The sequence below is a fragment of the Arthrobacter sp. B3I4 genome (assembly GCF_030816855.1).
Lineage (GTDB): Bacteria > Actinomycetota > Actinomycetes > Actinomycetales > Micrococcaceae > Arthrobacter.
Map to the genome: position 1 here is coordinate 114,324 of NZ_JAUSYK010000001.1, position 21,893 is coordinate 136,216.

General features: G+C 67.3%; 19 protein-coding genes and 1 riboswitch. Of the genes, 5 read left to right on the plus strand and 14 right to left on the minus strand.

The features are described from left to right. Positions 1-168 precede the first annotated feature (168 nt). From groL to QFZ61_RS00530, 5 genes are all read right to left on the minus strand, one after another. Complete coding sequence (gene groL / locus QFZ61_RS00510) at positions 169-1,806, minus strand: chaperonin GroEL (RefSeq protein WP_307032329.1); 1,638 nt, start codon at positions 1,804-1,806, stop codon at positions 169-171. A 294-nt stretch (positions 1,807-2,100) separates the two neighbouring features. Continuing rightward, positions 2,101-3,393 (minus strand): ABC transporter substrate-binding protein, encoded by a 1,293-nt coding sequence (locus QFZ61_RS00515; protein WP_307032331.1) that lies wholly within the window; start codon positions 3,391-3,393, stop codon positions 2,101-2,103. A 53-nt stretch (positions 3,394-3,446) separates the two neighbouring features. Further along, positions 3,447-3,650 (minus strand): cold-shock protein, encoded by a 204-nt coding sequence (locus QFZ61_RS00520; RefSeq protein ID WP_307032333.1) that lies wholly within the window; start codon positions 3,648-3,650, stop codon positions 3,447-3,449. Between the two features lie 69 nt (positions 3,651-3,719). Beyond that, entirely contained in the window at positions 3,720-4,352 is a 633-nt protein-coding gene (locus tag QFZ61_RS00525; RefSeq protein ID WP_307032335.1) for a LytR C-terminal domain-containing protein, read from the minus strand. Positions 4,353-4,442: 90 nt separating this feature from the next. Further along, entirely contained in the window at positions 4,443-4,766 is a 324-nt protein-coding gene (locus tag QFZ61_RS00530; RefSeq protein ID WP_373427105.1) for a DUF3263 domain-containing protein, read from the minus strand. 115 nt (positions 4,767-4,881) lie between these two features. Between QFZ61_RS00530 and QFZ61_RS00535 the strand changes: the two genes are divergently transcribed. Beyond that, positions 4,882-5,676 (plus strand): uracil-DNA glycosylase, encoded by a 795-nt coding sequence (locus tag QFZ61_RS00535; protein WP_307032336.1) that lies wholly within the window; start codon positions 4,882-4,884, stop codon positions 5,674-5,676. Between the two features lie 26 nt (positions 5,677-5,702). Then, positions 5,703-6,542 (plus strand): siderophore-interacting protein, encoded by an 840-nt coding sequence (locus tag QFZ61_RS00540; RefSeq protein WP_307032338.1) that lies wholly within the window; start codon positions 5,703-5,705, stop codon positions 6,540-6,542. A 14-nt stretch (positions 6,543-6,556) separates the two neighbouring features. Here QFZ61_RS00540 and QFZ61_RS00545 read toward each other — a convergent pair whose 3' ends face one another. Beyond that, complete coding sequence (locus tag QFZ61_RS00545) at positions 6,557-8,053, minus strand: threonine/serine exporter ThrE family protein (protein ID WP_307032340.1); 1,497 nt, start codon at positions 8,051-8,053, stop codon at positions 6,557-6,559. A 31-nt stretch (positions 8,054-8,084) separates the two neighbouring features. After that, positions 8,085-9,158 (minus strand): peptidoglycan bridge formation glycyltransferase FemA/FemB family protein, encoded by a 1,074-nt coding sequence (locus tag QFZ61_RS00550; protein ID WP_307032342.1) that lies wholly within the window; start codon positions 9,156-9,158, stop codon positions 8,085-8,087. 152 nt (positions 9,159-9,310) lie between these two features. Between QFZ61_RS00550 and QFZ61_RS00555 the strand changes: the two genes are divergently transcribed. Continuing rightward, the gene (locus QFZ61_RS00555; RefSeq protein ID WP_307032343.1) at positions 9,311-9,865 is read left to right on the plus strand and encodes a TspO/MBR family protein; all 555 of its coding nucleotides are present in this window, start codon (positions 9,311-9,313) and stop codon (positions 9,863-9,865) included. Between the two features lie 44 nt (positions 9,866-9,909). On the opposite strand, the gene QFZ61_RS00560 is transcribed toward QFZ61_RS00555, so the two are convergent. The 5 genes from QFZ61_RS00560 to gcvP all read right to left on the minus strand — a co-directional run bounded on the left by QFZ61_RS00560 (position 9,910) and on the right by gcvP (position 17,640). Next, complete coding sequence (locus QFZ61_RS00560; RefSeq protein WP_307032345.1) at positions 9,910-11,322, minus strand: L-serine ammonia-lyase; 1,413 nt, start codon at positions 11,320-11,322, stop codon at positions 9,910-9,912. A gap of 412 nt (positions 11,323-11,734) precedes the next feature. After that, positions 11,735-13,057, minus strand: a complete 1,323-nt coding sequence (gene glyA / locus QFZ61_RS00565) for a serine hydroxymethyltransferase (protein WP_307032347.1) — start codon at positions 13,055-13,057, stop codon at positions 11,735-11,737. Then, the gene (gene gcvH / locus QFZ61_RS00570) at positions 13,054-13,440 is read right to left on the minus strand and encodes a glycine cleavage system protein GcvH (protein WP_307032350.1); all 387 of its coding nucleotides are present in this window, start codon (positions 13,438-13,440) and stop codon (positions 13,054-13,056) included. The genes glyA and gcvH overlap by 4 nt, the downstream gene beginning before the upstream one ends. A 179-nt stretch (positions 13,441-13,619) precedes the next feature. Next, positions 13,620-14,768, minus strand: coding sequence for a glycine cleavage system aminomethyltransferase GcvT (gene gcvT, locus QFZ61_RS00575; RefSeq protein WP_307032352.1), 1,149 nt, complete (start codon positions 14,766-14,768; stop codon positions 13,620-13,622). A 10-nt stretch (positions 14,769-14,778) separates the two neighbouring features. Then, complete coding sequence (gcvP, locus tag QFZ61_RS00580) at positions 14,779-17,640, minus strand: aminomethyl-transferring glycine dehydrogenase (protein WP_373427106.1); 2,862 nt, start codon at positions 17,638-17,640, stop codon at positions 14,779-14,781. Positions 17,641-17,795: 155 nt separating this feature from the next. Further along, positions 17,796-17,894: riboswitch (glycine riboswitch) on the minus strand. Positions 17,895-18,201: 307 nt separating this feature from the next. On the opposite strand from gcvP, the gene QFZ61_RS00585 reads away from it, so the two are divergent. Further along, on the plus strand, positions 18,202-19,047 hold the full coding sequence (locus QFZ61_RS00585; protein ID WP_307032356.1) for an aldo/keto reductase: 846 nt from the start codon (positions 18,202-18,204) through the stop codon (positions 19,045-19,047). Positions 19,048-19,087: 40 nt separating this feature from the next. Here the strand turns inward: QFZ61_RS00585 and QFZ61_RS00590 are convergent, their stop codons facing one another. Further along, positions 19,088-19,627, minus strand: coding sequence for a TetR/AcrR family transcriptional regulator (locus QFZ61_RS00590; RefSeq protein WP_307032358.1), 540 nt, complete (start codon positions 19,625-19,627; stop codon positions 19,088-19,090). A gap of 68 nt (positions 19,628-19,695) precedes the next feature. Between QFZ61_RS00590 and QFZ61_RS00595 the strand changes: the two genes are divergently transcribed. Continuing rightward, positions 19,696-21,261, plus strand: a complete 1,566-nt coding sequence (locus QFZ61_RS00595) for an MFS transporter (protein WP_307032360.1) — start codon at positions 19,696-19,698, stop codon at positions 21,259-21,261. A 106-nt stretch (positions 21,262-21,367) separates the two neighbouring features. Here the strand turns inward: QFZ61_RS00595 and QFZ61_RS00600 are convergent, their stop codons facing one another. After that, the gene (locus QFZ61_RS00600; RefSeq protein WP_307032362.1) at positions 21,368-21,853 is read right to left on the minus strand and encodes a Dps family protein; all 486 of its coding nucleotides are present in this window, start codon (positions 21,851-21,853) and stop codon (positions 21,368-21,370) included. Positions 21,854-21,893 lie beyond the last annotated feature (40 nt).

Genomic DNA, 21,893 nt, shown 5'->3' on the forward strand with positions numbered 1-21,893 from the left:
GAGCCCGAGGTTGCTCAGATACTTTCGGACCGATGCCGCGACGCCTCACCACGGAGCGAGCGGGGTTAAATGCCGACGGCGGCCCCACCGAGGTGGGACCGCCGTCGCACCGGCCATCACCGCTTGTCAGCGGCAAGGACCGTTCAAGCCGGGCTTGGTGGCCGGGGGTTAGAAACCGCCCATGCCGCCCATGCCGCCCATGTCGTCGCCGCCGCCCATGGCCGGAGCGTTCTTCTCCGGCTTGTCGGCCACTACGGCCTCGGTGGTGAGGAACAGGCCGGCAATGGACGCCGCGTTCTGCAGGGCAGAGCGGGTGACCTTGACCGGGTCGTTGATGCCGGCTGCCAGCAGGTCGACGTATTCGCCGGTGGCTGCGTTCAGGCCGTGGCCTGCGGAGAGGCCGCGGACCTTGTCGACAACAACGCCAGGCTCCATGCCGGCGTTGAAGGCGATCTGCTTCAGCGGGGCGTCAATGGCTACGCGGACGATGTTCGCACCGGTCGCCTCGTCGCCTTCGAGCTGCAGGTTGGCGAACGCCTTGGCGCCGGCCTGGATCAGGGCCACGCCGCCGCCGGCGACGATGCCCTCTTCAACAGCAGCCTTGGCGTTGCGGACGGCGTCCTCAATGCGGTGCTTGCGTTCCTTGAGCTCGACTTCGGTTGCTGCACCGGCCTTGATGACTGCCACGCCGCCGGCCAGCTTGGCCAGGCGTTCCTGCAGCTTCTCGCGGTCGTAGTCGGAATCGGAGTTCTCGATTTCGGCACGGATCTGGGAGACGCGGCCGGCAATCTGGTCGGCGTCGCCTGCGCCCTCGACGATGGTGGTTTCGTCCTTGGTGACAACGACCTTGCGGGCCTTGCCGAGCAGTTCGAGGCCGGCGGTCTCGAGCTTGAGCCCGACTTCCTCGGAGATGACCTGGCCGCCGGTGAGGATGGCGATGTCGGCGAGCTGTGCCTTGCGGCGGTCACCGAAGCCCGGAGCCTTCACGGCGACGGACTTGAAGGTGCCACGGATCTTGTTGACGATCAGGGTGGCCAGTGCCTCGCCCTCGATGTCTTCGGCGATGATCAGCAGCGGCTTGTTGGACTGCATGACCTTTTCGAGGACAGCAACCAGTTCCTTGACGTTGGAGATCTTCGAGTTGACGATCAGGATGTACGGGTCCTCAAGGACCGTTTCCTGGCGCTCGGCGTCGGTTACGAAGTAGGCCGAGATGTAGCCCTTGTCGAAGCGCATGCCCTCGGTGAGTTCCAGCTCGAGGCCGAAGGTGTTCGACTCCTCGACGGTGATGACGCCTTCCTTGCCGACCTTGTCCAGGGCTTCGGCAATCAGGGCGCCAATTTCGTTGTCACCGGCAGAGATCGACGCGGTGGCGGCGATCTCTTCCTTGGTTTCGATTTCCTTGGCGGAGGCCAGGAGCTCGCGCGTGACCGCCTCGACGGCCTTCTCGATGCCGCGCTTGAGGGACAGCGGGTCAGCGCCGGCGGCGACGTTGCGCAGGCCTTCCTTGACCAGGGCCTGGGCCAGCACGGTGGCGGTGGTGGTACCGTCACCGGCGACGTCGTCAGTCTTCTTGGCAACTTCCTTGACCAGCTCGGCGCCGATCTTCTCGTAGGGGTCGTCCAGCTCGATCTCCTTGGCGATGGATACACCATCGTTGGTGATCGTGGGGGCGCCCCACTTCTTCTCGAGGACGACGTTGCGTCCACGCGGGCCGAGGGTGACCTTCACGGCGTCGGCGAGGATGTTCAGGCCCCGCTCAAGACCGCGGCGTGCCTCTTCATCAAATGCAATGATCTTGGCCATAACGGCAGTAGTCCTTTCGGGACAGTCGTTAAGAATGAACCTTTGCTGCGGTGCCCGCGACGGACGATTCCTGCCCGGCGGCCTCTGTACGCCGCCGGGCCGGGATCTCACCCCAGCCAGGTGTTTCTTTCGCTCCCGGTCAGCCCGCCGCCACAACGGACCCGGTGAAACCAGGCGCTGTATTAGCAGTCAATACGCGGGAGTGCTAACTCCATAATTAGCACTCCCCCGGGGAGAGTGCAAGCAGTGTTCCCTTGGGCCCCGGCGCTGCGGCGCCCGCTTCGCTAGGAGCGATCAGGTGCCCGCACTGCGCGCCATTTCGCTGCCCGTCATTTTTGCAGTGTTGTCCGGCCCATAGCTGTAAACCATGTAGGCGGCGGCAGTGACATCGCCGTTGCTGTCGAAGTTGATGGGGCCCGACTGGCCCTCGTAATCCGCGCGCTTGCCCGCGGTAAGCGCGGCCACGCACTCCTGGTAAGACTTGCAGGCGGCGGCCTCACCGGCGGCGCCGTCCGTGGGGCCGCCGGTGCCGCCGGAGACAGCGATCAGCCGAGACGCGATTGAGGCGCCGGCATCGTCTTGCGCCGCGGCGGCGGCGATCCCCGCGAGGTTGACGGCGTCGTAGGTCTCTGCGGCGAAAGCCATGTCCTTTAGGGCGGGGTCCACGGCAACCAGTTCGGCCTGAAAGTGGGCGGACGGGAAGACGCCCGGCAGCACTCCCCGCGTCCCGTCCAGCGCTTTGGACGCCAGGCCCTGCCCGTACTGGTTGACGGCCCCGTCGCTGAGCAGGAGTTTTTTTCCGGCCAGTCCCGCATTGTTTAGTTCAGCGATCGCGCCCTGGGCGCCGTCCCGTGCCACCAGGACGACGGCGTCGGGGGCGGCGCTCTTGGCGGCCGCCGCCGCCTGCTGCGCCTGTCCGGGCTGGAACTCGGCGTCCACGGCGGTGCCCAGGCCTGCCGCTTTCGCGGCCGCGGACACGGCCACGGCGACCTCCTTGCCGTAGCTCCCCTCCTCGTGCAGCACCGCTAGGGTCTTGGCGCCGCCGTCCTTGGCGAGCTTGACGAGGACCGATGCCTGCGCAACGTCGGCGGCGGCCGTCCGGAAGTAGTATCCGCCGCTCTTGTATTTACTGAGTCCGGGTGCCGTGTTCGCCGGGGAAATGATGGCGACCTTGGCGCGCGCGAGGACGTCGATGGCGTCAGCGGCGCGGCTGGAATCGGTCGGTCCGATGACGACATCAGCCTTCGCGGCCACCAGGTTCTTCGCCTGGGCGGCGGTGTCGGTGCCGACGGCTGCCGGCAGCAGTTCCACCGGCCTGCCCTTGTGACCGCCGGCGGCATTAATCTCCTTGACCGCCAGCTTGGCGGCCGCGAGCTGGGATGCGTTGAGGAAGCTTTGCTGTCCCGTATTGTCCAGGAGCACTCCGATCCGCAACGTGCCGTCCCCGCTTGCATCTGCGGCGTCCGTTCGCGCGTTCCCGGTGGGGCCGGCACACCCGGCCAGGGCCAGTACAGTGGCGATCCCGGCCGCCGCGGCCCGACTGAGCCGCCCGCCGAGCCGCCGGCCGGGCGTTGATGGGCCGGCCATTGGTCGTCGGTGGACGCCGCTCTGCGGTGAGACGGTTGCAGCGGAAAGTGACACTAGGCGGGCCGAACACTTTCAGCCTGCGGGCCCTTTTCGCCTTCGCCGACTTCCAACTCCACACGCTGGCCTTCGCTCAGGGCCCGGTAACCGTCCCCGGCAATCGCTGACCAGTGCACGAAGACATCGGCTCCGGAACTCTCGACGGTGATGAAGCCGTACCCTTTTTCTGCGTTAAACCATTTGACGGTCCCCAGTGCCATCTTGTCTCCAATTTCAGCTTGGTTGCTAACGGCGCACCTCGTTGTGGGCCGTGGTTGGTGAAGCGCGTTTTACCTAAAACCTGGGCCCAGGACGACGACCAGCGGCATCTTGAAGTCTGCCGAAGCCACCAGCGTCGGGATGCCGAGCAGTGAACCAAGCTCTTCAGCGTTCGCCTTCTGCTCCGGACCGTTGTAGAAGACCACCGAGGTCTGCTGCCGGGGGCCGCCCCAGTTGCCGAGCGGGCCCAGGACCCAGCCGGCCGAAGTGACGGTTGTCCCGACCCGCCCGGCCAGGCCCGCCGTCGTCGTTCCGTTGTAGATCGCCACCGGCTGGGACCTGTCCACAGCAGCTGTGGTGGGCAGGGGCGTGGCGGACGGCGCGGAAGCAGCGGGGGCGATGCTGCCGGTAGGTTCGCTGCCGGCCGAAGGGGTGGGGCTGGGAGTGGCCGTCGGTGCAGGCAGCGCAGCGGCGCTGCTGCTGGTGCTGGTCCGGTCCTGTGCCTCCGCGGTGTCGGCGGCGGGTCCGAAGCCGAGCCTCGGAAGCAGAAGGAACGCGACGAGGCCCACCGCGAGGGCCAGGGCTCCGAAGGAGAGGACGGGACCCAGACGGCGGGACGGGGGCGCCGAGACGGTCCGGTGGACGCCCTGGCGCGTGGAGATTTCCGGGACCCGATCGAATTCGTCCCGAGCGTACTTGGTCATGGTAAAGCGACGTCCTTGCTGATTCTGGCTGGTGGCCCGGGGTCGGAAAATCCGCGGATTTCCGCGTTTCCCGGCCGGCTTCCCGTGGTCTTAGGCCTCTGATCCCAAGCGCCGTGCGGTGCGGGCACGTTGTCGTGACGTACGTAGTCTACGCAGTCGCTTCACCAGCATGGGGTCGTGGGCCAGCGCCGCCTCAGTGTCGATCAAGGCATTCAGGATCTGGTAGTAGTGCGTGGCGGAGAGGTCGAAGAGTTCCCGGATTGCCTGTTCCTTGGCCCCGGCATACTTCCACCACTGCCGCTCCAGAGCGAGCATCTGCTGCTCCCGGCTGCTCAGCGGCGAGTCGTCAGCGCCGGGGGTCTGCGCGGAGCCGGACCCCTCCTCCTGGCGGTACTCGGGTGCTGCTTCAGCCACGACACTCTCCCTGGCTCGTTTTCCGATAGGTTTCCCCCACATGCTACGGCCGAATAACAGGGTTGTCATTTGGCCGGGCCGCTCGGGGCGCTCGCGGTCCTGCGAGAATGGGACCGTGTTTGATTCATCTGGTTCCGATGCGCACGGTTCCGAAGCGCTCTTCCAACTCGAACCCGGAACCGCCGGCGCGGCCGGGTTCGCGGAGTTGGCGCGCCTCCCGCTCGAGGAGCTCGTCGCGCCCGACTGGGCAGCGGCGCTGGCACCGGTCGAGCCGGAGCTGCGCCGGGCCCTGGAGTTCGTCGCCGCCGAGGCGGCTGCGGGCCATGAGGTGTTGCCTGCCCCATTGAACCTGCTGCGGGCCTTCCGCCAGCCCCTCGCCGGGGTGCGGGTATTGATCGTGGGGCAGGACCCGTACCCGACGCCGGGCCACGCCGTCGGGCTGTCCTTCGCGGTGGACGGCAGCACCCGGCCGATCCCGCGAAGCCTCGCCAACATTTACAAAGAGCTCGACGCCGACCTCGGGCTGCCGCCGCGGGTTCACGGGGACCTCAGCCGCTGGACGGAACAGGGCGTCCTGCTGCTCAACCGGGTGCTTAGTGTCCGGGCCGGCGCGGCCGGGTCGCACCGCAACAAGGGGTGGGAGGCCGTGACGGCTGCCGGGATCCGGGCCGTCGCGAACCGCACCGCTGGCGCCGGTGCCGCCGCACCGCTGGTGGCGATCCTCTGGGGCAGGGACGCCGAGGGAGCGAGGCCGTTGCTGGGCTCCACCCCGGTGCTGGCAAGCGCCCATCCGAGCCCGCTTTCCGCGTCCCGGGGGTTCTTCGGTTCCCGTCCCTTCAGCCGGGCCAACGCGCTGCTGAGGGCCCAGGGCGACGGCGCGGTGGACTGGGAACTGCCGCCGCTGCCCTGACCTGGTTCTTGGCTAGGCTTAGCTGCATGACTTCTGTCCCCGCCGCCACCTCCGCCAACCGGAAATCCCGTCCCCAGACGAATCTGACGGTGCTGCGGCGGGAGCAGCTCTCGCCGCACATGGTTCGGATCATCGCCGGCGGACCAGGCTTTGCCGGCTACATCAACAATGACTACGTGGACCGGTACGTCAAGATCGCCTTCCCGCAGCCCGGGGTCGACTATCCGCGCCCGCTGGACCTGTGGGCGATCCGTGACTCCCACCCCCGCGAGCAATGGCCGCATACCCGGACCTACACTGTCCGCTGGGTGGACGAGGCGGCGGAGGAGCTGGCAATCGACTTCGTCGTCCACGGCGACGAAGGCTTGGCCGGCCCCTGGGCCGCGGCCGCACAACCCGGAGACCCGCTCGTGTTCACCGGCCCGGGAGGCGGCTACAACCCTGACCCGGAGTCCGACTGGTACCTCTTCGCCGGCGACGAGTCCGCCCTGCCGGCGATCAGCGCCGCCATCGAGTCACTCCCCCGCGATGCCCGCGGACTGGCCTTCTTGGAGGTGGACAGCGAGGCCGACATCCTCTCCCTCGACGCGCCGGCAGGGCTCCGCCTGCACTGGCTGCTGCGCGGCGGGGTTGCGGCCGGCAGCAGCCCGCTCCTGGTAGAGGCGGTGCGGGACGCGGTCTGGCCCGAGGGTCGGGTCCAGGTCTTCGCGCACGGGGAGCGCGGCTACATGAAGAGCCTGCGGGCAGTGTTCTACACCCAGCGGGGCCTGGAACGCAGCCAGGTCTCGCTGTCCGGTTACTGGGCCAAGGGCCGGGTGGAAGACGACTTCCAGGCCGAGAAGAAGCTGCCGATCGGCAAGATCTAGCGCCGGAGCAGGACCTAGCGGCGCCGGGCCCGGCGCCGCTCGTTGCTGGCCAGGCTCTTGGTCAGCGGCCGGGCCAGCGTATCGCCGAGCACAATGCCGGCCGCGACGCCCAGCACAATTGCCCCGGCATTCAGCATGCCGCCGGCGCCCATCAGGATTTCCGACTCCTCGATAGTCAACACATACATGGAGCGGAATATGGTCAGGCCGGGCAGCAGGATCAGGGCGGCGGGCACGGCCACCACCAGCTGCGGGGCGCCCATCCGGAGCGCCACCACCCGTGCGAGCAGGCCGATGACGACGGCGGCGAGGGCGGGCGCGAACCGGGGTCCGATGCCGACGGCTGTCCCGCCGATCAGGACCAGATGACCGACGACGCCGACCGCGGCCGTCGGCAGCAGGAGCTTCAGCGATGTCTGTTCGGTCACGCCGATCGCGACGACGGCTATTGCCACCAGCGGGACCAGCACCCACAAGGGATACCTGGCCGGGAATGTTTCAGTGACATCGATTGATTCCATGCCGGTCATGGCACCGACGAGGAACCCGACCGCGATGCCGGCCACAAGGGCACCGAAGGTCAGCATGGTGGACAGGAACCGGCCGGCCGCTGTGACCGGAAAGCCGTTGATCGCGTCCTGCACGGATGAGACCAGCCGGCCCGTGGGCAGCAGCAGCAGGATTCCGCCGACCACCACGATGGCCGGTGCGATCCTGATTCCGACCGGGCTGCCGAAGCGCCACAGCAGCAGCGCGATCAGAGTCACCACAAAAGAACACGACGCCGTGATGAAGAAGTCCGGGGTCCGCCAGCGGCCCAGCTGCCGCGCCAGCAAGCTGATCAGCAGGTTCGACAGGAACGCGATGCCCGAAGCTGCCAGACCGCCGCCCAGCACCGCCACGAAGACCGCGGAGAAGACGCCGAACGCCACGGTGACCATCCAGCGCGGAAAGGGTTTGGGGCTGTGCGTGATGTCCTCGAGCCGGCGCGTGGCTTCCTCGCGTCCCACGCCGCCGGCCACGATGTCGGTGACCAGCTGGTGGACCTCGGCGAGGCCGGCGTAGTTGTTGGTCCAGGACCGCACCACGCGCAGCAGCGTGAGGGGCGTCTGATCCTTCGGGGCGTAGTTGATGGCCACCGACTGGTTGGTGATGTCGACCTCGATGTTTTTCAGCCCCAGGGCGGCCGTGACCGCGATGATGCTGGTCTCAACCTCAAGCGCACCAGCGCCGTACCGGAACATTGATTCGGCCAGTTTCAGGGCGAAATCGATGGTCTTGCGGGCCGAGGCGTCCACCCCGCCGACCTGGATCATCGGGTTGGCGTACGGGCTCCCGGCCAGCCGGTCGACGATACTCAGGGGCGCCGTCGGCGGATTTTCACCCTGGACCAGCCGGCGAAGCATCCGCTTGGCGGCGGCGTTCTGCCGGACCTGCACGGTAGACATCGGCTCCGTCCGGGGCAGGCCGTCCGTCTGCGGCCCGCGGCGGCCGTCCGGTGCATTGTTCATTGCGGCGCTCTCACTTCAACTTGCAGGCGATCTAGTAAAACTGCTGGCCCGTGCGCCGGGTGTACAGCTGGCGCGCCACCCGCTCGCCAGCCGTCATCCAGACCTTGTACTTCAGCGGGTTCAGGACCTGGTCGTAGCAGCCGACAAAGTCCGTGACGGTCTTACTGAAGCTGGTCTTGAACAGGCCCAGACCGTGGAACGGGTTGGACGTGTCCTTGAGCTTGTCACTGGGCGGCGTGCCGCAGAAGTCGTACTCGGTGCAGCCCAACTCCTTGAGTTGGTTGATCGCGGTCCACTGGACCAGATGCGAGTCGCCGTACTGGCTACGCTTCTGCAGCGAACCACCGTCCTTGTAGGTTCCCTTTCGCCCGTAGTTGATCACGAATGCTCCGACGGACGGGACACCGTTTTCGTAGACGAAGAGCAACCGGCCCTGGCCGCGGGACAGAAAGTTCGTCCAGAACTGGCGGTAATAGTCGAATTCGCGGACCCGGACCTGGGACTTCGCCTCCACCGTGGTGGTCATCAGGGCGTACATCGCCCGGAAGTTCTCCTCCGTGGCTTCGACGTTCCGAACTTCGACGCCCTCACGGATGGCCCTCCGGACGGCGTTGCGGCCGCGGGAGTGCAGGTTGCGCAGCAGCTGGTTTTCCTGCGGCGCGATATCCAGCAGCGCCGTGGAGTCGTTCGGTTGCAGGTTGGGGGTCTTGACCAGCCCCGCACTTTCGATGACCTTCCGCGCCTCGTCGGAAAGAATGATGTCCGGTTCGATCTTGATCGCGAAGACCCCCAGCCGTGCCCGCTTGACGAACTCGGCGTTGGCTGCCGCGATGCCCGGGATGTCCTCCACGGACGCGACGTCGGGACCCTTGATGAGATACCAGAACTTACCGAGGACGGGGAAGGACTTTTCCAGGACGAGGTTGTAGCTGGTGTAGTCGGCCGTCTCGTAAACCAGGTGCAGCGGCTTCCACCCGAAATGCTGCTTGACCTCGGCGAAGGCCTCGGATTGCAGCAGGTTCCCGCCGTTGGGATTTGAGGTGACGTGGCCATCCCAGTTGGCGACCTCTTCGGCGGAGGCAAAGCGGGCGGTGAATTCTCGCAAGGGTGCGGTATCCAATCTTTGCGGGACGAGCTTCGGCTGCATGCCTGGCATGCAGCATCAAGTCTATCGGGAGGCACGGGCGCCCCTGCGCCGGGTTCGGGACGTTGCAGCGCGCGGGCGTCGGCCGTCACCGCGGGCCTTAAACTGGGGGTATGCAAGCACACCCGGAACCGACCGCCGCCCGCAGCCTGACCCGTCCGGGCCGGGAGGGGCGCCGCGGTGCCGGCCGCCAGGTGCTGGCCCTGCTCGTGCTGCTGGGCGCGTCGGCTCTGGTGGCGGGGCTGGGCGGGCTGGCCACCGCCAACAATGTTCAGGGCTGGTATGCGGACGCGGATAAAGCTCCGTGGTCCCCGCCCAACTGGCTCTTCGGGCCGGTATGGACTTTCCTTTATGTTGCGATGGCGGTCGCCGCGTGGCTGGTCTGGCGCAGCCGGGCCGAAGGTACCCGGGCCGCCCTCACCACCTACGCGGTGCAGCTGGTGCTGAACCTGCTGTGGACGCCGGTGTTCTTCGGGCTGTACCCGTCATTGGGCACCCCCGCGCTGTGGATCAGCTTCGCCATCATCGCGGCCCTGGCCGTCGCCGTGGCGGCTACGGTGCTGCGCTTCGGGCCGATCAACCGCATTGCCGGTTTACTGATGCTCCCCTACCTGACCTGGGTGGTGTTCGCCTCGTCGCTGAACCTGTGGGCCGCGCTGCACAACTGAGGTACCTGACGCTCAAGCTCTCAGGTTCTCAGGCTCTCAGGCTCTCAGCACTCGACGACGTTGACGGCGAGGCCGCCCATCGCGGTTTCCTTGTATTTGGAGGACATGTCCTTGCCGGTCTCGCGCATGGTCACAATAACTTCGTCGAGCGATACCCGGTGCGTGCCGTCGCCCCAGAGGGCCATTTTGGCGGCGTTGATGGCTTTGGCGGCGGCGATGGCATTGCGCTCGATGCAGGGGACCTGGACCAGGCCGCCGATCGGGTCGCAGGTGAGACCCAAGTTGTGTTCCATCGCGATTTCCGCGGCGTTCTCGACCTGCTGCGGGGTGCCGCCCATCACTTCGGCCAGGCCTGCGGCCGCCATTGACGACGCCGACCCGACCTCCCCCTGGCAGCCGACTTCGGCCCCGGAGATCGAGGCCTGTTCCTTGTAGAGCACGCCAACGGCGCCGGCGGCCAGCAGGAACTTGACGATTGTGTCGTCGCGGTCGGCCTGGGTGGCCTTGTCCATGCCCGGGGCGAAGTGCAGCGCGTAGTAGAGCACCGCGGGAATGATCCCGGCGGCACCGTTGGTGGGCGCGGTGACAACGCGGCCGCCGGAGGCATTCTCCTCGTTCACGGCCAGCGCGATGAGGTTCACCCACTCCTGCCAGTACTTGGGGTCCCGGTAGTCGGGATCCTGGCCGCGGGTTTCCTTCAGCAGGCGCTCGTGCCAGTCCGGCGCCCGACGTCGGACCTTGAGGCCGCCGGGGAGCAGTCCCTCGCGTTTGAGCGAGGTCTCAACGCAATCGGCCATGACCGAGTAGATGTGCAGCAGCCCCTCGCGGATCTGTTCGTCAGTCCGGGCCGCGCGTTCGTTGACCTCCATCACTTCGCCGATGGAGAGACCCCTGGCCTGGCAGTGTTCGAGCAGTTCGGCGGCGGTGCGGAACGGCAGCGGAAGTTCCTTCTTGGACTCGGCGAGTTCCTGCAGCGCGCTGTCCTCCTCGCCCTCCCGGACGATGAAACCGCCACCGACGGAGAAGAACGTGGCGCTGTGCAGGACGGTGCCGTCGGCGTCGGAGACGGTGAAGGTCATGCCGTTGGTGTGCCGCGGCAGGACGGTCAGCGGCCGCAGTACCATGTCCTTCACGCCGTACGGCAAGGCGACGGATCCGGCCAGCTGGAGAGTTCCGGTCTCGGCGATCGCGGCGAGCCGGTCCTCCACTTCGGCCGGCAGGATCTTTTCCGGGTGGAAACCCTCCAAACCGAGCAGGATCGCCGTCATGGTTCCGTGCCCGTGCCCGGTCGCGGCGAGCGACCCGTACAGATCAACCCGCAGCGAGGCAACGCCGTCCAAGTCACCGGAGGCCTTGAGCTCCTCGGCAAACACGGCGGCAGCCCGCATCGGACCCACGGTATGGGAACTGGATGGACCTATTCCTATCGAGAAGAGGTCAAAGACGCCTACAGCCATTACTGAATCCTAACTAAAACACTTCTTGGTGAGCGTTGGGTGGCGGCCGGGCGAGCTCCTCCGCGTGCTCGGTCGGCGCCGCCCGCTGAGCGGACGTCGCACTCCCTTAGACGCACGCTTCCGGACCCCACCCGACCGCCGTTCGCAAGTCACCGAGTTGGGGTGAGCAAGACGTTGAGGCGGGCGCGCCGCGCTTTCAACGTCACCAACGCGGAGACGGGGAGTTGCGGTCGTCAACAGGCGGCGCCCCCGTCAGCGCACCGAAGGCGCGCTGTCCGCCGAGGGGCCGGCGGAGCCGGGCTTTTCGAAAGCGTGCGTCTAAGCGAGGAACGAGCGAGCACGCGTGAAAAGTCCGGTCCGCCGACCCCGTAGCCAGCCGCCCAAAGCCGGTCCCGCAGGCGACCACGAGCGATTAGCCCAGGTTGGCCACGGATGGGTAGAGCGGGTGGGCGGCGGCGAGGGCCTGGACCCGGGCGCGCAGCCCGGACAGGTCCGCGCCCGCGTCGGCGATTAGCGCTTCGGCGATGATGTCCGCGACCTCGGCGAACGCGGCTTCGCCGAAACCGCGGGTGGCCAGCGCAGGGGTGCCAATCCGCAGCCCCGAGGTAACCATCGGCGGCCGGGGGTCGAAGGGAACAGCGTTGCGGTTGACCGTGATGTCGATGGCCGCGAGCCGGTCCTCGGCTTCCTGGCCGTTGAGCTCGCAGTTGCGCAGGTCCACCAGGACCAGGTGCACGTCGGTGCCGCCGGAGATTACGTTGATCCCCTTGGCGGTGACGTCCGGCTGGACCAGCCGCTCGGCGAGGATCCGGGCGCCCGCGAGGACGCGCTCCTGGCGTTCCTTGAACTCGTCCGAGGCGGCGATCTTGAAGGCCACGGCTTTGCCGGCGATGACATGCTCGAGCGGGCCGCCCTGCTGGCCAGGGAACACGGCCGAGTTGATCTTCTTGGCAATGTCGGCGTCATTGGACAGGATGATGCCGCCACGGGGACCGGCGAGGGTCTTGTGCGTCGTCGAGGTGGTCACGTGCGCGTGCGGCACCGGCGAGGGGTGCAGCCCGGCCGCGACGAGACCGGCGAAGTGCGCCATGTCGACCATCAGGTAGGCGCCCACCGAGTCGGCGATGCGGCGGAACTCAGCGAAGTCCAGCTGCCGGGCGTAGGCGGACCAGCCGGCGACGATCAGCTGTGGCTTGTGCTCCTGGGCCAGGCGCTCCACCTCGGCCATGTCGATCCGGTGGTCATCCTCGCGGACCTGGTACGGGATGACGTTGTACAGCCGGCCGGAGAAGTTGATCTTCATGCCGTGGGTCAGGTGCCCGCCGTGCGCCAGGTTCAGGCCCATGATGGTATCGCCGGGACGGATCAGGGCATGCATCACGGAAGCGTTCGCCTGCGCGCCGGAGTGCGGCTGGACGTTGGCGTACCCGGCGCCGAACAGGGCCTTGACCCGGTCGATCGCGAGCTGCTCGATCACGTCAACGTGTTCACAGCCGCCGTAGTAGCGCTTGCCCGGGTAACCTTCGGCGTACTTGTTGGTCAGCACCGAACCCTGCGCCTGCATGACAGCCCGGGCGGTGTGGTTTTCCGAGGCGATCATTTCGAGGCCGTCGCGCTGGCGGGCCAGCTCGGCGTCGATCTTCGCCGCAATCTCCGGATCCAGGGCCGAAAGGTCCGCATCCAGGCTCGGGGAGACGACCTGCGCGAAGCCGGTTTCCGTTGCTGCCCCGCTCACAGCTCGCCGCCGTTCTTGGACGCGTAGTCCTGGGCGGAGAGCAGCGGGCCGTCGGAAACAGCAGCCACCTTGAAGAGCCAGCCGGCACCGTACGGATCGCTGTTGATCAGTGCGGGGTCGTCGACGACGGCGGGGTTGGTCTCGGTAACCTCGCCGGTGACCGGGGCGTACAGGTCCGAGACGGACTTGGTCGACTCGACCTCGCCGCAGGTCTCCCCCGCGCTCACCAAGGAGCCGACCTCGGGCAGGTCCACGTAGACGATGTCGCCGAGGGCGTCCGTGGCGACTGCGGAGATGCCGATGGACACAACATCGGTCCCAGCCTCCCGCGCAACCCACTCGTGCTCATCGGAATACTGAAGTTCGGGAGCTACTTTTGCCATGAAATTTCCTAAGTTCTAGAGGGTTAAAAATCCTGAAGCAATGCGGGAGGGGCAAAACACGGGGGTGGCCCGCCGTAGTTTTCGAAAGCGTGCGTCAAAGCGACGGAGGAGCAGCACGCGTGAAAACTAGGGCGCGCCGCCCCGGAGCCAGCCACGGCCGCGGGACGGCAGACGCCGGCCTACTTTTGCCGCTTGTAGAACGGCAGTGCCACGACTTCGAACGGCTCGGCCTTGCCGCGCAGGTCGATGTCCAGGGCGGTGCCGGGTTCGGTGAATTCGACGTCGACGTAGGCCAGCGCGACCGGGTAGCCCAGGGTCGGCGACGGCTGGCCGGAGGTCACTTCGCCGACGACTGCCCCGTCTTTGAGGACCGGGTAGTGTCCGCGGCCGGCCCGGCGGCCCAGGCCCTTGAGGCCCACGAGCCTGCGGCCGGAGGTGGTCCCGGCACCGGCTTCCTTCTTCGCAGCCAGGGCTGCCTTGCCGATGAAGTCGCCTTCCTTGGAGAGCGCGACAACGGGTCCCAGCCCGGCGGCAAAGGGGTTGCCCTCAAGGGAAAGCTCGTTGCCGTAGAGCGGCATCCCGGCTTCGAGCCGCAGCGAGTCGCGGGAGGCGAGGCCGGCGGGTGTCAGTTCGCCGGGTTCGGCGATGGCGACGAGCGCCTGCCAGAGGGTGGCGGCGTCGTCGTTGGACACAAAGATCTCAAAGCCGTCCTCGCCGGTGTAGCCGGTCCGGGCGAGCAGCAAATTCTGGCTAGCGCCATTGAGCAGGAACGGGACCTCGACGGCGGCGTAGTACTTCAGCCCGGTAACGAGCTCGTGCTGGGCTGCCGGAACCAGGCGCAGCAGGATGGCCTCCGCCTTCGGGCCTTGGACCGCGACCAGCGAGATCTCGGCGGAGGCGTCGTGGACGTCCACATCGAATCCCGCGGCCCGCTCCGCGAGGGCTGCGGCGACGACCTTGGCGTTGCCGGCGTTGGGGACGACCAGGAACTTGTCCGTGCCGTCGGCCTGCTCCGGGCGGCGGTAGGTAATGAGGTCGTCAATAATGCCGCCGTCCTCGTTGCAGATCAGCGAATACTTGGCCTTGCCGACCGCCATCGCGGAGATTTTGCCGACCAGGGCGTAGTCCAGGAAGGCGGCGGCGTCCGGGCCGGTGACCCAGACTTCACCCATGTGGGAGAGGTCGAACAGGCCCGCGGAGCTGCGGACGGCGCGGTGTTCGGCGAGTTCGGAGCTGTACTTGAGCGGCATCTGCCAGCCGCCAAAGTCCGTGAAGGACGCGCCGAGCTTCTTGTGCTCTTCGTACAGGGCCGTGGTGTTCTCAGTCATGTCGGGATCCTTAGTTCTCAAACTCGGAAAGCGGCGGGCAGGAGCAGATCAGGTTGCGGTCACCGGCGGCGCCGTCGATCCGGCCCACCGGCGGGAAGTACTTGTCCTGCTTGAGCGTGTGCACCGGGAAGACGGCCTGTTCGCGGGAGTAGCCGCGCTCCCAGCCGGTGCTGATCACGGCCGCCGCGGTGTGCGGGGCGTTGCGCAGCGGGCTGTGCTCGACCGTGAAGTCACCGTGGGCGACCTGGTCGATCTCGGCGCGGATGGAGATCATCGCGTCGATGAACCGGTCGATTTCGCCGAGGTCCTCGGATTCGGTGGGCTCGACCATCAGCGTGCCGGCCACCGGGAACGCCAGCGTGGGGGCGTGGAAGCCATAGTCGATCAGGCGCTTGGCGACATCCTCGGCGGTCACCCCGGTCTTGGCCGTGAGTTCGCGCAGGTCCAGGATGCACTCGTGCGCCACGAGACCGCCTTCGCCGGTGTAAAGCACCGGGAAGTAGTCGTTCAGCCGGGCCGCCACGTAGTTCGCCGCGAGCAGGGCCGCCTTGGTGGCCTCGGTCAGGCCCGCACCGCCCATGAGCTTCACGTACGCCCAGGAGATCGGCAGCACGCCGGCCGAACCGTAGCGCGAGGCGGAGATCGGGGTGCCGCCGGCGCCGTTGGCCGGGTCCGCTGCGTTGCCGGGCATGAACGGGGCCAGGTGGGCCTTGGCCGCGACCGGACCGACGCCGGGTCCGCCGCCGCCATGCGGGATGCAGAAGGTTTTGTGCAGGTTCAGGTGCGAGACGTCGCCGCCGAACTGGCCCGGCTGGGCGAGCCCGACGAGGGCGTTCAGGTTGGCGCCGTCGACGTAGACCTGGCCGCCGGCGGCGTGGACCGCGTCGCAGACCTCGCGGACGTCGGCGTCGTACACCCCGTGCGTGGACGGGTAGGTGATCATGATCGCCGAGAGCGCGTCGTTGTGCAGCTCGATCTTGGCCTGCAGGTCCGCGTGGTCAATGGTGCCGTCCGTGGCGGTGGCGACGACGACAACCTTCATGCCGGCGAGCACCGCGGAGGCCGCATTCGTGCCGTGCGCGGAGGCCGGGATCAGGCAGATGTTGCGCTGGTCCTCGCCGCGGGAGAGGTGGTAGCCGCGGATCGCGAGCAGCCCGGCCAGCTCGCCCTGGGAACCGGCGTTGGGCTGGATGGACACCTGGTCGTAGCCGGTGATCTCGGTCAGCTGGGCTTCGAGGTCCTCGATCAGTTCACGCCAGCCGGCGGTCTGTGACTCGGGGGCGAAGGGGTGGATGGAGGCGAACTCCGGCCAGGAGATGGCTTCCATTTCCGCCGTGGCGTTCAGCTTCATGGTGCAGGAACCCAGCGGAATCATGGTGCGGTCCAGCGCCAGGTCCCGGTCGGAGAGCCTGCGGATGTAACGCAGTAGCTGGGTTTCGGAGCGGTGCGTGTTGAACACCGGGTGCTGCAGGTAGTCGGAGGTGCGTTCGACGGCGGTGTCCAGGGCGAAGCCTTCCACCGTGTCCACCACGCTGGCACCGAAGGCGGCGACGACGTCGGCGACGTTTGCCCCCGTCGTGGCTTCATCGGCAGAAATGCCGACGGTGTCGGCGTCGATGGCGCGCAGGTTGATGCCCCGGGCGTCGGCGGCGGCGATGATGTCCGCAGCCTTGCCGGGCACGGAGACGGTGACGGTGTCGAAGAAAGAGGTGTGCTGCACGTCCAGGCCGGCGGCCTTAAGGGAGGCGGCGATGGTGCGGGCGTGGCTGTGGGTGGTTTCAGCGATGGCCTTCAGTCCGTCCGGGCCGTGGTAAACGGCGTAGAAGGAAGCGACGATGGCCAGCAGCGCCTGTGCCGTGCAGATGTTGGAGGTGGCCTTCTCGCGACGGATATGCTGCTCGCGGGTCTGCAGTGCCAGCCGGTAGGCCGGAGTCCCGGCGTTGTCTTTGGAGACTCCCACCAGGCGGCCGGGCATCGAGCGCTCCAGGCCCTTCGCCACTGCCATGTAGGCGGCGTGCGGGCCGCCAAAGAAGAGCGGCACGCCGAAACGCTGCGCGGAGCCGACGGCGATGTCCGCGCCCTGCTCACCGGGAGGGGTGATCAGGGTCAGTGCGAGCAGGTCCGCGGCCACGGTGACGAGCGCGCCGCGCTCCTTGGCTTCGGCGATGACGGCGGAGTGGTCGAACACGCGGCCGGAAGCTCCCGGCTGCTGGAGGACGACGCCGTTGATGGCGCCATCGGGCAGGGCCTTGGACAAGTCGGCGACCTCGACCTCGAAGCCGAGGGCCTCCGCGCGGCCCTTCACGATGGCGATGGTCTGTGGCAGGCAGTCGGCGTCGAGGACGGTCTTGCCGTCGTGCGCGGCTTTGTTCTTGTTGGCGCGGCGCATCATCAGCACGGCCTCGGCGACGGCGGTGGCTTCGTCCAGCAGCGAGGCGTTGGCGATCGGCAGGCCGACGAGGTCCTGGACCATGGTCTGGAAGTTCAGCAGCGCCTCGAGCCGGCCCTGGGAGATTTCCGGCTGGTACGGGGTGTAGGCGGTGTACCAGGCCGGGGCTTCCAGGATGTTGCGGCGGATCACGGCCGGCGTGACGGTGTCGTAGTAGCCCTGGCCGATCATCTGGACCGCGGTCTTGTTCTTGGCGGCGAGCCTGCGCAGCGCGGCCAGGACCTCGACTTCGCTGAGCGCTTCGTTGAGCTTCAGCGGTGAGTCCTGCCGGATGCCCTTCGGAACGGCGGTGTCGACCAGTGCGTCGACGGTGTCGTAGCCGACAGCCTTCAGCATGGCGTCGACGTCGGCCTGGTGGCGGGCGCCGACGTGCCGGTCGACGAAGGACGTGGAGGCTGAGGTAACAGTCACAAGGAACTCCATAACTAAGGCGGCGCAGGGTACGCCACATTGATTCGGGTTCCTCCCCGCTCTGTATTGGACCTGAGAGTTTCCGCACAGCCGCTGATCGAGGCTCCGCTTGCACCGTCGGTGAGCACGGCACTTCCGGGGAGGTGCCTGCTGCTTTCCAGAGTGGCCTTGCCGCGGCGGTACCTGGGCCTGAGAGATTCCTGGGGAGGGTTTGCTCCTACGGCGCCTGCGTGTACCTACTGGCAGGACTCTCCCGCCGCAGATCAAAGGCATATTCAATTGCTCGTGACCGTAGTCACAGCTTCCATTGTCCTATGCCGGAGGCGCGTCCGCAAACCCGCGCCGAACCCTGCCCGCGAGCCGCGCCGACCCACCCGACGCTCCCTCACGTCCGGCGGGGAGCGGACCGGCTGTCCCTCAGCCTTGACGGGCAGCGGCCCGACCCTCCCTCACCTTCGGCAGGCAGCGGACCGGGCAGCGGAGGCTAGGGTTGAGCCGTGCCGAGGTCAGGCAGACGGTTAGCAGACTAGGAGTTCAGTCATGTTGGAGCGAAGGTCCTTCGGGGACACAGGTTTGGACGTTTCTATCCTCGGGCTGGGGGCCGGACAGATCGGCGAGAGTGATGTTACCGAGGCCGAAGCCGCCGAGGTACTCAACGGGGCCTTGGATCTCGGGGTCACGCTGGTCGATACGGCCGCCAGTTACGGCTTAAGTGAGGAACGCATCGGCCGGCACCTCGGACGGCGTCGGGACGAGTTTGTGCTGTCAACCAAAGGCGGGCCCAAAATTAACGGGCAACGGGACTGGTCGCCGGGCAGCGTCTTGGAAAGCATTGAGCAGTCGCTGCGGTTGACCCGGTCAGAGCGGATCGACATCTTTTATCTGCACTCCTGCCCGGTGGAGGTTCTGGAGCGCGGTGACCTGCAGGACACCCTGGACCAGGCCGTGGCCGCCGGCAAGATCGGCGTTGCCGGTTATAGCGGAGACAATGCCGCTCTTGCCTTCGCGACGGAGTCCGGCCGGTTTGGTGCCATTGAAACCAGCGTCAACGTCGCCGACCAGTGGAACCTTCGGAACGTTCTCGGCCGGCGGACTGGGCTCGGAGTAATCGCCAAGCGCCCAATCGCGAACGCACCGTGGCGATTCGCCGAACGGCCGGCCGGGAACTACGCAGAGCTGTATTGGGAGCGGCTTCGGGCTCTCGACCTCGACCCGGGCGACCTGGATTGGGCAGAGTTCGCCCTGCGCTTCACGGTGTACGCGCCGGGTGTGCAGACCGCAATTGCTGGCACGGCCAAGCTGGATCACCTGCGCAGCAATATCGCGGCCGCGGGCAAGGGCCCCCTTCCCGCCGATGCCCTCGAAGGCATCGACCGCGCCTGGCAGGCAGTCGGCGCGGATTGGCCGGCCTCAACCTAAGGCAGCGTCCCACCACAGCCCACCGGAACTGAGGGAGGGTCTAGCTGCGAAGGCGTTCGACGGCGGCAAGCAGGCTGTCGACGTCGCCGGCTACCTTGCGGGGCGCCTCGGCGGGGCCTCGGGCGAGCATGGCGTTAAAGTAGAGCCCGTCGCCCATGTAGAGGACCGGTTTGGCCATGGCCGTGCCGACGTCGTCCGCCAGCAGCGCGAGCCAGCTGGCCTGCACTTCGGCCATCCGCCGCAGCGTCTCCGCATGCGCGACCTCGGCCAGGCGGGTCGCGGCCACGAACACCCGGTCCAGCGGGGTGTCGGCCCACACTGAGGATTTGATGAAATAGGCTGCCGCCCCTTCCGGGGCCGCCGCCATCGCGTCCAAGTCTTCTGCGAGCAGCCGGTCCAGCCGCTCCAGCAATACCGAGACCAGGGCTTCCTTGTTGGGGAAGTGGTACAGCAGACCGCCCTTGGAGACGCCCGCCTGCCTGGCGACCGCGTCCAGCGTAGCGGCCCGTTCGCCTTCGGAAATCAGCAAGGACTCGAAGGCATCAAGGACGGCTTCACGGGCGACGGGTTTTCTGGCCATGGCACCCATCATGCCCGCAGGTGCCGCAAATTCTTAACTATACCGTCTGGACGGTATAGTTAAGCCGCATGGACATCATCCTCGACACCGCCGCACGCCGAAAGGAGTCTGCCCCGCGGGCACCCCGGCGGGATTGGCTGGCGCTGGCACTGCTGATGTGTCCGGTCCTGCTCGTGGCCGTCGACAACACGGCCCTTACCTTTGCACTCCCGGCCATCGCCCGGGATCTGGACGCCACCGGCGTCGAACTGCTCTGGACGGTGGATGCCTATCCGCTGGTCCTTGCCGGACTTCTCGTAGCGATGGGCAGTCTGGGCGACAGGATCGGGCGGCGCCGGCTGTTGTTCGTCGGCAGCGCCGGTTTCGCGGCCGTTTCGGCAGCGACGGCGTTTGCACCCAGCGCGGAGTGGCTGATCGCCGGCCGCGCCGGTCTGGGCTTCTTTGGCGCCATGTTGATGCCGTCCACGCTGTCGCTGATCCGCAACATCTTCCCCGAACCGAACCGCAGGCGGCTTGCGGTGGCGATCTGGGCCGCCGGTTTCTCCGGCGGCGCCGCACTGGGCCCCATTCTGGGCGGCTGGCTGGTGGAGCACCTGTGGTGGGGCGCGGTCCTCCTGATCGCAGTGCCCATCATCCTGCCGCTGCTGCTCCTCGGCGCGCTCCTGATTCCTGAATCCCGCGACCCGCACCCCGGCCCGGTGGACGGGCCCAGCATTGCCCTGTCGCTGCTGGCCATGGTTCCTGCCGTTTACGGCATCAAGGTCCTGGCCACCGAGGGCCCGGCCGCCGAGCCGCTCGCGGCGCTCGGCGCGGGCCTGCTGATGGGATACCTGTTTATCCGACGCCAGCACCGGCTGGCGTCGGACACGTCATCCACTCCCCTACTGGACCTGTCCCTGTTCGCCAACCCCGTCTTCAGCACCGCCATCATTGCCAACGTCCTGGCGTTGTTCTCGTACAACGGCTTCATCCTGTTCCTGGCCCAGCATCTGCAACTACTGGAAGGGCAGTCCCCCTCGGAGTCCGGCCTGGCAATGGTCCCGGCGCTGGCCGCCACCGTCGTCGCCGGACTGCTGGTGGTGCCGCTGGTCCGCAAGGTCCGCCCCGGCTTCGTGGTGGCCGGCGGCCTGCTGCTGAGCGCGGCAGGGTACGGCCTGGTGGCCCTCGGGAACCACGACGGCGGCCCGGGCGTACTGCTGGCTGCCCTGCTGGTGCTGTGTCTGGGTGTCGGCGCCGCCGAGACCATTTCCAACGATCTGATCCTGGGGTCGGCACCGGCGGCGAAGTCGGGCGCCGCGGCGGCCATCTCGGAAACCGGCTACGAGGTCGGCTCGCTGCTCGGCACCGCCATCCTCGGCTCCATCCTGACGGCCTCCTACCAGCGCAACCTCCAGCTGCCCGCTGGCTCCGCCCAGGCGGCCCCCGCCGCGGCGCAACAGGCCAAAGAAACCCTTGCCGGCGCCGCGGAGCTGGCACAGTCGCTGCCGGCCCCGCTTGCCGAAACCATGATGGCAGCGGCCCGGTCCGCATTCGACTCCGGCGTCCACATCACGGCGGCCATCGCGCTGGTCCTGATGGCGGGAGCCGCGGTCCTCGCCGCCGTCGTACTGCGCAAGGTCCCGACGGCGGCCTAACAGCGTCTACCAAGGGCCGTAATGGGTTAAACAGCAGCGTCCCCCCCGGATGAGATCCGGCTGAGGACGCTGCTGTTCGCTGTGAAGGCTCCCGGAAAGGGCGCCGTTACTTCTTCTTGGAGTCCGCTTTGGTGACGTCGGCGGTGGCACGCATGGTTTCGGCGTTCACCATCCAGGCGTACTGCTCGAACTTGGCAATGAAGGCGTGGAGCAGGTCCGCCGTCGTGGGATCTTCCTCGTCGACTTCGTCGTGCACCTTGCGCATTGTGCCGACGGCGGCCTCGAGCGCGGCAACGATCTTGTCGATCGCATCCTTGGTGTTGATCAGGCCGGTCGGGAATTCGGCGAGCGACGTGGTCTTGGAGACGGTGGAGCTGCGGCCGTCGGGCAGCGCGTGGAGCGCCCGCATCCGCTCGGCCATTTCGTCGGCAAAGCCGCGGGCAGCTTCAATAATCTCATCCAGCTGCAGGTGGAGGTCGCGGAAGTTCGTTCCCACGATGTTCCAGTGGGCCTGCTTGCCCTGGACGTGGAGTTCGATCAGGTCCACGAGAACTGCCTGCAGGTTGCTCGTCAGGGTCGGCGTTGCTTTCATGCATCCTCCTTGATAGGAACGGCCGTTACGGCGCTATGCC